The following is a 13,886-nucleotide window of genomic DNA, read 5'->3' as shown; positions in this document are numbered from 1 at the left end:
GTGGTTACTTTTGTTTGGGGTCTTCTTTCGGTTTCTCGGCGAGGTCGGGTGCGGGAGCGCCTCCCATGGGCCGGTACATGTTGATGGTCATGGCGGTGATCATCTTTTCGTACACCGAGTTGAGTTGTTGTATGTATTGGGTCATCTTTTCGGCCTCCTGGCAGTAGCGTGTGCTGTCCGATGCCGAGCGTTCGTACATGTCGCGGATATTGCGCAGACCGGTGTTTACGCGGTCGATGTTGTCGATTTGCGAACTGATGCTCTTCAACTGGATTTCGTAGATGGTGTTCAACCCGTTGATGTTGCGGTTGAGCGTCTCCATACCGGTGACGTAGCCTTGCGAGGTGTCCGAGATGCCCTCCGAGTTCTCGGTGATGTTGCGGTAGGACTGCAACAGGGTGTTCGACACGTTGGTGAGGCTTTCGGTCGTCTGGCGCAACCGGTCCATCTGCTCGGCAATGCCCGAGAGTTGGGTGAGGTATTGCTGGGTAGCGTCGGTGAGCTCGGCCATGCGCGAGAGCTGGTCGGCGGCTGCCGACATCTTCTGGATACTGTCGGTGAGGCTCTGGGTATCGGCTTCGCTCAGGTTGAGCCCTTCGGGAATGCCTACGGCCCGCTTGGCCTCCGAGGCCGATACGTCGGGGTAGTTCCCGCCGCCGTTTCCGCCGTTGCCTCCCTTTCCGTTACCGCCGATGATGACGGTACCGCCACCGCCCGAGAAGTCGGGACGGTCCTCGGGGTTTTTGCTGTTCAGCACGGGGAATACCTCTTCCCAGTGATAGGTCTTGGGCGGGGTGTCGAAGGCCGAGAGGATAAACATGAGCACCTCGGTACCCATACCGATCGACAGCAGCAGGCTGCCGCCGGGCAGGTGCAGAATCTTGAACAGGGCACCCCAGATTACGACGGCGGCGCCTATACTGTATGCAAAATTGAAAAAGCGTTGTCCCTTATCGCTGGATAGGAACTTTTCAATGCGGTTTTTATATCTTTTATACTTTCCCATGATCCTTGACAAATTGTTTTTATATAGGTGGGTTTTGAATTATCTGCGGGCTTTGGCGAATCCGATTTGCGAGCGCACGCAGCGGAACCCGATGTAGGAGCGATGTTCGTTCTGGTATTCCCACATGCGTATGTCGGAGCGGATAAAGTTGGAAACGTCTTTCCACGAACCGCCTCTCACCACTTTGCGTTTCATGCGGTAGGGGTCCTCCTTGGCCGCGTTGTACTTGTACTCGGGGTTGAGGTCGCTGGTGTTTTGCGAGATGGCCTCGGTATAGGCGGTCGAGGTCCACTCCGACACGTTACCGGCCATGTCGTACAACCCGAACTCGTTGGGCGAATAGGAGCCCACGGGCGAGGTGATGAGATTGCCGTCCTTCACGTAGTTACCATCGTCGGGCTTGAAGTTGGCATAGAAGCACCCCTTCTCGGCCATCGGCAGGTTGCCGGTCCAGGGATATTTGTTTTCGTCCTTGCCGGCACGTGCGGCATATTCCCACTCGGCCTCGGTGGGGAGGCGGTAGGGCTCTATGACCACGGCGTTACGTCCCACCGACCCTTTGAGCAGGGCGGTGCGCCAGGCGCAGAAGGCGTTGGCCTGTTCCCACGACACACCCACGACGGGATAGTCGTTATACCCGGCGTGCGAGAAGTAGAGCCGCACATAGGGTTCGTTGTAGGCATTTTCAAAGTCGTTGACCCACACCGTGGTGTCGGGGTAGATGTTGACAATGTAGGTGTTGAGGAAGTCGAACTCGCTGCCCAGCGGACGGGTGATGGTCTCGCGAATGATGCGGCCGTCGTCGTCGACATAGGCGGTGTCCTTCGAAATCATCACCACCTCGTCGTAGTTGGGGGTGTGGTCGGTGTTGAGGTCGCGCAAGGCGGGGTCGAGGCGGTTCTTCCGTTTCGAGGCCTCGGTGTAGTCGAATACCTCGTAGCGATAGTTCATCTGCGAGGCGTCGAGTTGCTTCTCGCCGGTGATGGGGTTGATGCGATACACGCTCTCGATGGCACGGGCTTCGTCCTCGGTCGGGTTGCGCCAGGGGATAGCCTTGTCCCAGTTGAGACGGGGCTTCACCGGATTCCCGTCGCGGTCCTCTTCAATCTTGAACACTTCGTTACCGCCGTAGGCGGGGTCGGCCAGGCGCTCGCGAATGATGGAGTCGCGCACCCAGAATACAAACTGTTTGTATTTCGAGTTGGTGATTTCGGTCTCGTCCATCCAGAAGGCGTCGACCGAGATGGGTCGGGCTTCCTGCTGGGTTCCCCACACCGTGTCTTTTTCGGCGGGACCCATCTTGAACGAGCCGCGTGAGACGAGTACCATGCCGTAGGGGGTGGGCTCATTCCATGCCGTACCGCCCACGCCCGTCACTTCGCCGCTATGGCGATTCGAGGGGGAGCATGCTGCAAAGAGAATGGCGAGTGTGATATACACGATTATCTTTTTCATAGGCTACATTATGCGTATGCTTTTATGTTTGTTCTTGTTCTTGTCCGACAGGTCGAGTTTCAAACGGTATCCCAGAAAGACCTCGTGGCTGCCGCTGCTGGCCTTGACGATGGCCGACACCGGGTAGTCGTAGGCATATCCCGCGATGAAGTTCTTATATTCGGCGCCTATCATGAAAATGCAGGCATCTTTCCAGCGGTAGGAGAGTCCGCCCCAAAACAACTTGTTGTATTTTACACGACACGACAACTCGTACTGCGTGATGTTGAGGTTGCTCTTCACCATCATGGAGGGCTGCACTTCATATAACGTGTTTTTAATGGGAATATTGCTTCCGGCGATAAAATAATAGGATCGGCCGATGTAGGTTTCGTATTTGTCCTCAAACGTGAGGGTGGGTTCGGTGAGGTGCGAGGCCGAGAGTCCCACGTAGAACCAGGGGTGGGAATACCACACCCCGAACGACATGTCGAAGGCCATGCCCTGCAACTCGCTCGTGGGGATACCGTCGTCGGTGGCCTGGTGGTAGTCGCTCGTGGGGATACTCACCTTGGTACCGTCGAACCGCTCGTCGAGCATGCCCAGCTGGACTCCCAGGCTGAGGACTCCCGTCCACAGTTTCAGCTTGAAGGCATATTGCGCCCCCACAATCAGGTGGGAGTAGAGACCTTCGGTCTCGGAGGTGACCACCAGCCCCACGCCGTGGTTCTGTTTCAGAAACTTGAAGGGCATGTCGCCCGTGACGAAATAGGTTTGGGGAGCCCCCGGCATGCCTATCCACTGTTGCCGGGTCGAGGTGAGAATATTCAGTTTGTCGGTGCTGCCCGCCGCGGCCGGATTGTAATAGCCGGGGAGTGCCCAGTATTGACTGAACTGCGTGTCAATCTGGGCCTTTGCAGTGGCAAAGACCAGGCAACACAGGGCGACGGCGACGATTCGTACAATCTGCATACTCTCTTTACCGGGCTGTTTCTGGGGAGCTTATGCCAAAATCCCGGTATTTATAATAACTGAAAACAGCCTTTAAAATTGTTTTACACGCTCATTTTCGGGGGCGAAATTACAAAAAGTAGAGGTGTGTAGCTCTTTGATTGGGCGAAAATGTGTGCATCTCGGTACATTCGTGAGGGGAAAACCCGGGTGAGGCATGCTTGTGTCATGGGTGTATCGTGTTCTGCCGACGCTCGGGTTGCGTGAAAAAAGGGAGGTGTGTCGGGTTTCTGCCGAAATAAGTCGTATATTTGCGGGAAGAGACTCGACCGGGGTTTATGAAAGAAGATTTGAAAGGCAAGACGACCAGGGCGCTCGTGTGGAGCAGTGCCGACAAGGTGGGGCAGCAGGTGTTCTACCTGGTAGCCGGCATCATTCTGGCACGGCAGCTTTCGCCTACCGACTATGGCAAGGTGGGGGTGCTTACCATCTTCATCGCCCTGTCGGGTATCCTGATCGACAGCGGTTTCTCCTCGGCCCTTATCCGCAAGAAGGGGGCGACGCAGGCCGATTACAGCACGGTATTCTATCTGAATATCGCCATCAGCTGCCTGCTCTATGCCTTGCTCTATGCGGCAGCCCCTTTTATCGCCGCCTTTTTCAATGTGCCCGACCTGACACTCATCTGCCGGGTACTCTTTCTGGTGATACCGATGAATGCCCTCTCGCTCATTCAGCAAACGCTGCTGTTCAAGCACTTCAAGCTCTCGGTGAATGCACGGGTCAACCTGTGGGCACTGGGGCTGGCCTCGGTGGCTGCCGTGGTGATGGCCTATTGCGGCATGGGGGTGTGGTCGCTGGTGACCCAGACGCTGGGGTTGGCCGTGCTGCGGGCCCTCTTTTTCTGGACATTCAACGACTGGCGGCCGCAATGGGTATTTCGCATGGCGTCGCTACGCGAGTTCTTCGGATACAGTTCCAACCTGGTGGTCTCGGGGATTATCAACAACGTTTTCAACAAGATTTATCCCATCATCATCGGTAAATTCTACGGCATGACCCAGACGGGGTATTATACGCAGGCCGACAAGTATCAGGATATTGCGTCGGCCCTCATCGGCAACATCTTCCGCTCGGTGGCCTTCCCGGTATTTTCGACCGTGCAGGACGACTTGCAGCGGCTCAAACGCATCTGCCGGAAGAACGTGCGGGCCATCGCCTTTTTCATCTTCCCCATCATGCTGTTGATGGTGGTTGTCTCCTATCCGCTGATTTTGCTGGTGCTCAAAGCACAGTGGTTGCCCTCGGTGCCCTACTTTCGGCTGCTGTGCCTGTCGGGTATCTGCTCGCCCTTTATCATTCTTTTCTACGACCTCTTCAACAGCCTGGGCTATTCGCGGCTGAACCTGCAACTCGAAATCGGAAAGAAGGCCTATCTGTTCATCGGCATCGCGCTGTTCTACTCGACAGGTATCATGTATCTGATCGGGTGGTGGGTCTCCTATTCGGTGCTGTCGCTCGTGGCCTCGATATTCTTTGCCCGGCGTTTCATCGGGTACGGTTATGGCGAATACCTTAAAGACATACTTCCCTACCTGTTGCTGGCTCTGGCCGCAGCAGTGATTTCGGCCATCGTCTATCTGCTGTTACCGGGCGATGTGTGGCGACTGTGTGTGGTGCCGGTGGTGTATGCCGCCGTCTACCTGGGCAGCGCCTGTGTGCTGAAACTGGAAATGTGGCGGGAGATGGCTTCGATGCTCAAAGCCCGTATGCAGAAAGGAGGGGAGGAATGAAGCCATTTGTGATGTGAAATTCGACTTGTGATTAGAGGAAATATCGTATGATACGTTTTACCATTTTTCCCCGATTGTTGGTTTTGCCCGGACAAAAGTCCAATCCTTATATCCAGGATTTTGTCTCTTCATTGGAGCAAACGGGCGAGGCGGTAGTGGTCAATCCTCCGCATAAGAATCCGCTGTTCAGCCTGTTGCCGATGAAGCGGTGGGGCGATGTATTTGTGTTTAACTGGTATGAGAATGTGCCCGATTATAAATACGGCCCGATACAAACCGTGTTTGCCCTTTTGCTGGTGCTTGGAGCGAAAATGTGTGGGCGAAAAATCGTTTGGGTATTGCATAATAAGGGACCGCACCGGCAGGAACATGTGAAACAGAAAAGGTTTTTGACCCGTTTTATCGCACGTCATTCCGATTTGATTTTGACACATGCCCGGGAGGGAATCGACCTGGCCAGACGGTATGACCGCCGGGCCGAGGCGAAAACCTGTTTCTTGCATCACCCCACGAAAAACCGGTTGCCCAAATCCCGACCGACGGGACCGGTGATGTATGATTTGCTCATTTGGGGGCAGATTTCCCGGTACAAAGGGGTGATAGAGTATGTGCGGTATTTGAGAAACAATCCGTGCAAGGGGGTGAGAGTTTGTATCGTAGGAGCCTGCCCGTCTCAATCGTTGGCCGAGGAGATTACACGCGAACTGACCGACACGATAACGTTTATCAACCGGTCGCCGTCTTTTGAGGAGTTGGCCCGCTATGTCGAACAGTCGGCTTTTGTTTTGGAACCGTATAAGCCGGAGAGTGTATTGAGTTCAGGCACATTGATGGATTCTCTCTCATTCGGGGCCAAGGTGATAGGTCCCGATACGGGCTCGTTCAAGGACTATGCGCAGGAGAAACGGTTGAATGTATATACGTTCCGGGATTACCGGGAGATTGACGAAATAGTAACCCGATACAGGGATTGTCCCGTCTCGTGGGAAGGGTACCGGGATTTCCTGGAAGAGAACAGCTGGCCTAATTTTGGTCGTCGAGTGGTAGAACTGGTAAAGAAATGCTGATATGAATCGATTAGCCCCCATTATCCTGTTTGTCTATAACCGGCCCGACCATACCCGCACCTGCTTGGAGTATTTGGAGCGGAACGAGTTGGCGGCCGAGAGCGAGCTCTATATCTTTGCCGACGGGCCCCGGCCGGGTAGCGAAGAGGCGGTGGCTGCCGTGCGGCAGGTGATTGCCCGCCCGTGGAAATTCGGGCGGGTGACGGTGGTGGAGCGTCGCGAGAATAGGGGGCTGGCCGCCAATGTCATCGATGGAGTCACCTCCCTGTTGGAGCGTTACGACCGGGTCATTGTGCTGGAAGACGACCTGGTGGTGGCACCCTATTTCCTGCGTTTCATGAACGACGCGTTCGAACTCTATCGCGATGAGCCGCGGGTGGGGCACATACAGGCTTGCGACTTTACCGGCGACCGTTCGTTGCCCGATATCTTCCTCATCAAGTTTACCGGCAGTTGGGGGTGGGGCACCTGGCGACGGGCCTGGCGTTATTTCAATCCCGACGGAGCGGCGCTGTTACGTGCCTTTGAGCAGGACAAACGGCTGAGCCGCACCTTCGATTTCAACGGGAAATATCGCTTTACCCGCATGTTGCGCCGGCAGGTCGAGGGGAAGAACAACTCGTGGGCCATTCGCTGGAATGCCTCGCTCTTCCTCAACGATATCCTGTCGTTGAATGTGGGTCGCTCGTTGGTGCGCAACATTGGTTTTGACGGCAGCGGAACCAACTGCGGCGGCGGGCATCTGTATGACTCGGAACTGTACATGGCTCCCTTGAAGGTCTACAAAATCAGCCCGGTGGTCGAGAATGTTCAGGCCCGTAAAGCCTGGGAACGCTATTACGCCCGCACCCAGTCGTTCTGGGCAAAGGCCTGGCGGCGGGTCAAACGGACGTTGAAGGGCGACTTCGGGGCATAAAACAACAGAAAGGGGAATGCAATGAAAGTATTGATCGTAAATACCACCGACCGGGGAGGGGGCGCCGCGATAGCCGCCCGCCGACTGGGCGATGCCCTGTCGCGGGCAGGGGTCGAGGTGACGATGCTGGTGCTTGACAAGTATGGCGACGACAGCCGTACCTTTGCCGTGGCTCCGCACTGGAAAGGCCGTCTCGCGTTCCTGTTTGAGCGGTTGATGATATGGATTGAAAACGGTTTCAGCCGAAAGAACCTCTTCAAGGTCTCCACGGCCGCTACCGGGTTCGATATTACCGCCACGGCCGCTTTCCGCGAGGCCGATATCGTTCACCTGCATTGGGTGAATCAGGGACTCCTCTCGTTGAGGAGCATCGACCGCATATTCCGCTCGGGCAAGCCCGTGGTGTGGACCATGCACGACATGTGGGAGTGCACCTCGATTTGCCACCATGCCTACGGGTGCGACCGCTTCAAGAGTGCCTGTCACGATTGCGGCTTTCTGCGCTATCCCTCGCGGCATGACCTGTCGGCCCGGGTCTTCCGCCGGAAGATGAAGGTCTTCCGTCCGTCCGAGGTTACTTGGGTGGCTGTGAGCCGCTGGCTGGCCCGGCAGGCGCGTGAGAGTGCTCTGCTCGCGGGGAAACGGGTCGAGGTAATTCCTAACACCCTCTCGCTCTCGCAATTCGAACTGCTCGACCGGGCCGAGAGCCGCAAGCAGCTGTCGCTCCCCCTCGACAAGCACATCGTCCTCTTCGGAGCCGTGCGGGTCGACGACCCCATCAAGGGTTTCCCTCTGCTCATGGAGGCCCTGCGGTTGTTGCTCGACCGGGAGGAGTATCGGGGGCGTATTCACTTGGTCTTTTTCGGTCGGGTGAAGAATCCGCAGGAGGTCTATCCCCGCATACCCACCAGCTATACCGATGTCGGGTGGGTCGACAACCCCCGACAGATGTCCCGGCTCTATTCAGCGGCCGATGTGGCGGTGTCGGCTTCATATTATGAAACCTTCGGGCAGACGTTGGCCGAGGCGCAGGCGTGCGGCTGTCTGCCGGTCTCTTTCGGCAACAGCGGTCAGGCCGATATTATCCGCCACGGCGAGACCGGCTATCTGGTACCCGAACATACGGCCGGGAGTTTGGCCGAGGGTATTGCCCGGGCATTGGAGTCGGGCGGGAACATTTCGCGGGAGCGGTTACGGGCCGAAGCCCTGTCGCGCTACTCCGAAGAGGCGATTGCCCGGCAATATCAACAGGTATACAGCGAATTGTTAAGCAAATAAGAAGTCATGGAAAGTCCGCTTTTCTCGATTGTTACGATTACGTTCAACGCGGAGGCCACGTTGCCGGCCACGTTGCAGAGTGTCGAATGCCAGACCTTTACCGACTATGAATATCTGGTGGTCGACGGGGCCTCGACCGACGGCACGGTAGCCCTTGCCCGGGCCTCGCGGGTGGTCACCTCGGTCACCAGCGAACCCGACCGGGGCCTCTACGACGCCATGAACAAGGGGTTGCACCGAGCCACGGGGCGATACCTCATCTTCCTCAATGCCGGTGATGCCCTGCACAGCCCCGATACGTTGCAGAAAATTGCCCGTTCCATCGAAAAAACCGACGCTGATATCGTCTATGGCGAGACGGCTCTCGTCGATGCCCGACGACACTTCATCGCCATGCGCCGGTTGCAAGCTCCCGAGGTGTTGACCGTCAAAAGTTTCCGCATGGGTATGCTGGTGTGCCACCAGGCCTTTATCGTGCGGCGGGCGATTGCTCCCGACTACGACCTGCGCTACCGCTACTCGGCCGACTATGACTGGTGTATCCGCTGCATGCAGGTGGCCCGTACGATGACCAACACGCACGAGACCCTCATCGACTACCTCAACGAGGGGGTTACTACCGCCAACCGCAAGGCTTCGTTGCGGGAGCGATACGACATCATGTGTCGCTATTACGGTACGGTCCCCACCTTTTTGCGCCATTTGTGGTTCGCCGTCCGCTTCGCCTTTGCCCGTCTGACCGGGCGTGAATAGGCGGTATATTCTAAAAAGCTCATTCCGAAACGTTTCTTTCGGACAGAAAATTTATATCTTTGCGTGAAATATGTGAGAGGGAGCCTCTTTGTGCGGGGCTTCGCGACGGAATCCGCGTCAAAGTCCCCTCTTGTCATTGCATGAGAATAGACAGAAATTAAAGAGATATGGAGAAGAAATTTAAACGTACGCTGGTTACGACCGCATTGCCCTATGCCAACGGCCCCGTGCATATAGGCCACCTGGCAGGTGTGTATGTCCCGGCAGATATCTATACCCGGTATCTGCGTTTGAAGGGCGAAGATGTGATTATGATAGGCGGTAGCGATGAGCACGGTGTGCCCATCACCATCAAGGCCAAGGCCGAGGGGGTGACCCCGCAGGATATTGTGGACCGCTACCACAACATCATCAAGAAATCGTTCGAGGAGTTTGGTATCTCGTTCGACATCTATTCGCGCACAACTTCGGCCATTCACACGCAGATGGCCTCCGATTTCTTCCGCAAGCTCTACGACAAGGGCGAGTTTATCGAGAAAACCTCGATGCAATACTACGACGAGGATGCCAATCAGTTCCTCGCCGACCGCTATATCACCGGCACCTGTCCCCATTGCGGCAACGAACATGCCTATGGCGACCAGTGCGAAGCCTGCGGTACCTCGTTGAGTGCAACCGACCTGATTAATCCCCGGTCGGCTATCACGGGCAACAAACCGGTGTTGCGCGAAACGAAGCACTGGTATCTGCCGCTCGACAAGTGGGAACCTTTCCTGCGCCACTGGATTCTCGACGAACACAAGGAGTGGAAGCCCAACGTCTACGGGCAGTGCAAATCGTGGCTCGACATGGGGCTGCAACCGCGTGCCGTGAGTCGCGACCTCGACTGGGGTGTACCCGTGCCGGTCGAAGGTACCGAGGGTAAAGTGCTTTATGTGTGGTTCGATGCCCCCATCGGTTACATTTCGAACACCAAGGAGCTGCTCCCCGACAAGTGGGAACTCTACTGGAAAGACCCCGAGACGAAGATGGTCCATTTCATCGGCAAGGACAACATCGTGTTCCACTGCATCGTCTTCCCGGCCATGCTGAAAGCCGAGGGCAGCTACATCTTGCCCGATAACGTACCGGCCAACGAGTTCCTCAACCTCGAAGGCGACAAGATTTCGACCTCGCGCAACTGGGCCGTATGGCTGCACGAGTATCTCGAAGATTTCCCCGGCAAACAGGACGTGCTGCGCTACGTGCTCACCGCTAATGCCCCCGAAACGAAAGACAACGACTTTACCTGGAAAGACTTCCAGGCCCGCAACAACAACGAGCTGGTGGCCATCTTGGGCAACTTTGTGAACCGGGCACTGGTGCTCACGCACAAATATTTCGAGGGCAAAGTTCCCCAGGCCGGCGAGTTCACGGATTATGACCGCGAGACGATGAAGGAGTTTGCCGACGTGAAGGCTTCGGTCGAGAACTACCTCGACCACTACCGTTTCCGCGACGCCCTCAAAGAGGCCATGAACCTGGCTCGCATCGGCAACAAGTACCTGGCCGATACCGAGCCTTGGAAACTGGCCAAGACCGATATGCCGCGGGTGGCTACCATCTTGAACCTGGCTTTGCAGATTACGGCCAACCTGGCGATTGCCTTCGAGCCCTTCCTCCCCTTCTCGGCCGAGAAGCTGCGGGGCATGCTCCATATGGGTCCTTGCGACTGGAACATGTTGGGGCGTACCGATATACTGCCCGTCGGGGCCGAGTTGGGTAAACCCGAACTGCTCTTCGAGAAGATCGACGACAGCGTGATTGAGGCTCAGGTCAACAAGCTGTTGGAGACCAAGAAAGCCAATGAGTTGAAGAATCACAAGGCTGCGCCGGTGCGTGAGAATGTACCTTTCGACGACTTCATGAAACTCGATATCCGGGTGGGCAAGGTGCTCGATTGTCAAAAGGTGCCCAAGGCCGACAAACTGTTGCAGTTCCGTATCGACGACGGCCTGGGCGGCCGCACCATCGTATCGGGCATTGCCAAGCATTACAAACCCGAAGATCTGATTGGCAAGAATGTATGCTTTGTGGCCAATCTCGAACCCCGTAAACTGAAAGGTATCGAGTCGCAAGGTATGATTCTCTCGGCCGAAGATGCCGACGGACGCTTGATTGTCATCACTCCGGCCGCCGACGAGATTGCTCCGGGTTCGGAAGTGAAATAAGACTCACGATATAATCCTGATATGCAAAGAGCCCCCACGAATCTCTCGTGGGGGCTCTTTTTGTATATTTGACAGCCGGGGTGAGAGGGGAGCGTGTAGAGCGCTTTCCCGTCCCTTCTGTGGCATTATCGGTTGTTGTATTGGAGAATCTCCTCGATGATGTCGCGCCGGTTGTAGAGGCGGGGAATTTTGTGCTGTCCGCCCAGTTTGTTGTGGTCGCGCAGCCAGTCGTCGAAGATGCCGGTTTTGGCGGGAATCACTTCGAGGCATTCGAGGGCGATGCTCTTGAATCGCTTGGCTTCGTAGTCGGAGTTGAGATTTTGCAGATTCTGGTCGAGCCGTTGGGCAAACTCTTCGATAGATGCGGGTTGCTTGCTGAACTCGATGAGCCATTGGTGACGCCCCTTGCTGTGGTCTGTCATATAGACCGGGGCAGCCGTGTAGTTGAGTACGCTGGCCCCCGTCTGTTCGCAGGTGCGGGCGATGGCCTGCTCGGCATTGTCGACCATGAGCTCCTCGCCAAAGGCGTTGATGTAGTGCTTGGTGCGGCCCGATACGCAAATCTTCACCGGCTTGGTGGAGAGCACCTTCACGGTGTCGCCCATGCGGTATCGCCACAGACCTCCGTTCGAGGTGATGACCAGTTCGTAGTTGCGCCCGGCTTCCACCTCCCAGAGGGGTACGGCCTGATCAAGAGTCCCACCCAGCGGGATAAACTCGTAGAAGATGCCCAGGTCGATGAGGAGCAGCATGCCGGGTGTGGTAAGGTCGTTTTGTACGGCAAAGAAGCCCTCGGAGGCGTTGTAGGTCTCGACGTAGTGCATGCGGGGGCTGGATATGAGTTGCCGGTATTGTTCGCGGTAGGGGGCAAAGCTGATGCCTCCGTGGAAGAAGACTTCGAGGTTGGGCCAAACCTCGGAGAGGTCGTGCCGACCGGTTTTCGTCAAGATGTGTTTGATGAGCACCAGAAACCACGAGGGTACCCCCGAGAGGTTGGTAATGTCGCGCTGCCCGATGGTACTGTTGGCAATCGCTTCGAGCTTGGTGTCCCACTCGCTCATGAGAGCAATCTGCTTGGAGGGGACTCTGATGAGGTTGACCAGCGGGTTGATGTTCTGTATGAGGATAGCCGACAGGTCACCGCAGTAGGCCTCGCCGAAAGGATTTTGAGCCCGGCTGCCACCCAGTATGAGTCCTTTGCCATCGAAGAGGCGGCTTTCGGGATTCTCGCGCAGGTAGAGGGCCACACAGTCGGCTCCGCCCTGGTAGTGGCAGTAGCGCAGGGCCTCGGCACTCACGGGTATGAATTTGCTCTTGTCGTTGGTTGTTCCCGACGATTTGGCGAAATGGCGTATGGGGGTAGGCCACAGGATATTCTGTTCGCCCTGCATGGTGCGTTCGATGTAGGGTTTCAACTCTTCGTATCCGCTGATGGGCACACGCCCGGTGAAATCCTGGTAGGAGGTTATTCCGTGGAAATGATAGGTTTTCCCCAGTTGGGTATTTCGGGCCTTGCGGAGCAACCCTATGAGCGTTTCCTGTTGTATGATGTCGCCATAGTCGGCATAGCGATCTATTTGAGAGAGCCGTTTTGCAAATAAGGGGCGCAGCAGCTTGGTGAAATTCATCTGATTAGGTTTTCAATAGGTAGCAAAAATAGCTATTTCTTGGGTGATTCCTATGGATTGTCCTGTGATTTTTCGGTGACAATTGCATTATTCCCGTTTGAGGAGGTGGCCAAGACCTTTTGTTGAAAATCTTTGTCTTTGTGCAGTCGTTCGATGGTGAGGTGTGCGGCATTTTGTTGCGACTCCTTCTTGGAATATCCGATGCCTATGCCCCCCGATAGCCCGCCAAGCAGAGCCTGCGACTGGAATATGGGGTTGTTGTCCTTGTCGACCAGGGTCTCGATAAGGGCAAATTCGATGTCTATTTTGTGTTTCTGGCACCACTCGATAAGTCGCGACTTGAAGTTGAACTCCTCTTTCGAGACCTTGTCGAGGTCGACAATCGAACCGATGATGCGGGTCTCGATAAAGTGCTTGCAACATTTGTATCCCTTGTCGAGGTAGATGGCTCCGATGAGGGCTTCGAGCGCATTTCCATACATGTAGCTGTTGTGGGTGCTGACGCGCGTGGAGCAGGTAATGAAATGGTCGAGTCCTATTTTCAGGGCGATGGCGTTGAGCGATTCGCGTTTCACTATTTTGGCGCGGGTGTTGGTGAGGAACCCTTCCTTGCGGTTGTCGAACCGGTGGAAAAGTATGTCGGCCACCACGGCGTCGAGTATGGCGTCGCCCAGGAATTCGAGCCGTTCGTTGTTGATGCGTCGGCCCTGCACATAGATCGACGAGGAGCTGTGCAGACAGGCAACCTCGTACAGGCGTATGTTGCCGGGCCAGAATCCCAACAGGTCGTGATATAGAACATAAGGCTCCTTATGGCGGAGCATAAGGAGCCTTATACGGTTATAAATCG

11 protein-coding genes are annotated in these 13,886 nt (G+C 55.9%); 6 read left to right on the top strand and 5 right to left on the bottom strand.

All coding sequences use genetic code 11. The features are described from left to right. Window positions 1-4 precede the first annotated feature (4 nt). Genes porL through BARVI_RS06805 form a run of 3 tightly spaced genes read right to left on the bottom strand, consistent with a single transcriptional unit; the run spans window position 5 to window position 3,412 of the window. Window positions 5-1,006 (bottom strand): type IX secretion system motor protein PorL/GldL, encoded by a 1,002-nt coding sequence (gene porL / locus BARVI_RS06815; RefSeq protein ID WP_025278511.1) that lies wholly within the window; start codon window positions 1,004-1,006, stop codon window positions 5-7. 39 nt (window positions 1,007-1,045) lie between these two features. Next, window positions 1,046-2,461, bottom strand: a complete 1,416-nt coding sequence (gene porK / locus BARVI_RS06810; RefSeq protein ID WP_025278510.1) for a T9SS ring complex lipoprotein PorK/GldK — start codon at window positions 2,459-2,461, stop codon at window positions 1,046-1,048. Window positions 2,462-2,464: 3 nt separating this feature from the next. Further along, window positions 2,465-3,412, bottom strand: a complete 948-nt coding sequence (locus BARVI_RS06805) for a PorP/SprF family type IX secretion system membrane protein (RefSeq protein WP_025278509.1) — start codon at window positions 3,410-3,412, stop codon at window positions 2,465-2,467. A 317-nt stretch (window positions 3,413-3,729) separates the two neighbouring features. Here BARVI_RS06805 and BARVI_RS06800 point away from each other — a divergent pair, with 317 nt between their 5' ends. From BARVI_RS06800 to metG, 6 genes are all read left to right on the top strand, one after another. Further along, entirely contained in the window at window positions 3,730-5,184 is a 1,455-nt protein-coding gene (locus BARVI_RS06800) for a lipopolysaccharide biosynthesis protein (protein WP_025278508.1), read from the top strand. A gap of 47 nt (window positions 5,185-5,231) precedes the next feature. Beyond that, window positions 5,232-6,251, top strand: a complete 1,020-nt coding sequence (locus tag BARVI_RS06795; protein WP_051401100.1) for a glycosyltransferase family protein — start codon at window positions 5,232-5,234, stop codon at window positions 6,249-6,251. A 1-nt stretch (window position 6,252) separates the two neighbouring features. Then, the gene (locus BARVI_RS06790; RefSeq protein WP_025278506.1) at window positions 6,253-7,167 is read left to right on the top strand and encodes a glycosyltransferase family 2 protein; all 915 of its coding nucleotides are present in this window, start codon (window positions 6,253-6,255) and stop codon (window positions 7,165-7,167) included. A 21-nt stretch (window positions 7,168-7,188) separates the two neighbouring features. After that, a complete protein-coding gene (locus BARVI_RS06785) occupies window positions 7,189-8,445 on the top strand; it encodes a glycosyltransferase (protein ID WP_038534299.1) in 1,257 nt (418 codons plus the stop codon). 6 nt (window positions 8,446-8,451) lie between these two features. Continuing rightward, window positions 8,452-9,198, top strand: a complete 747-nt coding sequence (locus tag BARVI_RS06780) for a glycosyltransferase family 2 protein (RefSeq protein WP_025278505.1) — start codon at window positions 8,452-8,454, stop codon at window positions 9,196-9,198. Window positions 9,199-9,365: 167 nt separating this feature from the next. Continuing rightward, entirely contained in the window at window positions 9,366-11,408 is a 2,043-nt protein-coding gene (gene metG, locus BARVI_RS06775) for a methionine--tRNA ligase (protein WP_025278504.1), read from the top strand. 125 nt (window positions 11,409-11,533) lie between these two features. Here metG and BARVI_RS06770 read toward each other — a convergent pair whose 3' ends face one another. Then, a complete protein-coding gene (locus BARVI_RS06770) occupies window positions 11,534-13,036 on the bottom strand; it encodes a GH3 auxin-responsive promoter family protein (RefSeq protein WP_025278503.1) in 1,503 nt (500 codons plus the stop codon). Between the two features lie 50 nt (window positions 13,037-13,086). Then, on the bottom strand, window positions 13,087-13,860 hold the full coding sequence (gene rnc, locus BARVI_RS06765; protein WP_051401099.1) for a ribonuclease III: 774 nt from the start codon (window positions 13,858-13,860) through the stop codon (window positions 13,087-13,089). Window positions 13,861-13,886: the final 26 nt, after the last annotated feature.

It is taken from the genome of Barnesiella viscericola DSM 18177, from assembly GCF_000512915.1.
In the GTDB taxonomy this organism is placed as follows: Bacteria; Bacteroidota; Bacteroidia; order Bacteroidales; family Barnesiellaceae; genus Barnesiella; species Barnesiella viscericola.
This window is presented reverse-complemented; position numbering and strand designations above follow the sequence as displayed.

What these genes read in the sequence shown, in the direction of transcription:
- BARVI_RS06805 (WP_025278509.1), bottom strand. Translation starts at nt 3,412, where the DNA reads ATGCAGATTGTACGAATCGTCGCCGTCGCCCTGTGTTGCCTGGTCTTT.
- BARVI_RS06770 (WP_025278503.1), bottom strand. Translation starts at nt 13,036, where the DNA reads ATGAATTTCACCAAGCTGCTGCGCCCCTTATTTGCAAAACGGCTCTCT.
- BARVI_RS06795 (WP_051401100.1), top strand. Translation starts at nt 5,232, where the DNA reads ATGATACGTTTTACCATTTTTCCCCGATTGTTGGTTTTGCCCGGACAA.
- BARVI_RS06780 (WP_025278505.1), top strand. Translation starts at nt 8,452, where the DNA reads ATGGAAAGTCCGCTTTTCTCGATTGTTACGATTACGTTCAACGCGGAG.
- porK (WP_025278510.1), bottom strand. Translation starts at nt 2,461, where the DNA reads ATGAAAAAGATAATCGTGTATATCACACTCGCCATTCTCTTTGCAGCA.
- BARVI_RS06800 (WP_025278508.1), top strand. Translation starts at nt 3,730, where the DNA reads ATGAAAGAAGATTTGAAAGGCAAGACGACCAGGGCGCTCGTGTGGAGC.
- rnc (WP_051401099.1), bottom strand. Translation starts at nt 13,860, where the DNA reads ATGCTCCGCCATAAGGAGCCTTATGTTCTATATCACGACCTGTTGGGA.
- BARVI_RS06790 (WP_025278506.1), top strand. Translation starts at nt 6,253, where the DNA reads ATGAATCGATTAGCCCCCATTATCCTGTTTGTCTATAACCGGCCCGAC.
- metG (WP_025278504.1), top strand. Translation starts at nt 9,366, where the DNA reads ATGGAGAAGAAATTTAAACGTACGCTGGTTACGACCGCATTGCCCTAT.
- porL (WP_025278511.1), bottom strand. Translation starts at nt 1,006, where the DNA reads ATGGGAAAGTATAAAAGATATAAAAACCGCATTGAAAAGTTCCTATCC.
- BARVI_RS06785 (WP_038534299.1), top strand. Translation starts at nt 7,189, where the DNA reads ATGAAAGTATTGATCGTAAATACCACCGACCGGGGAGGGGGCGCCGCG.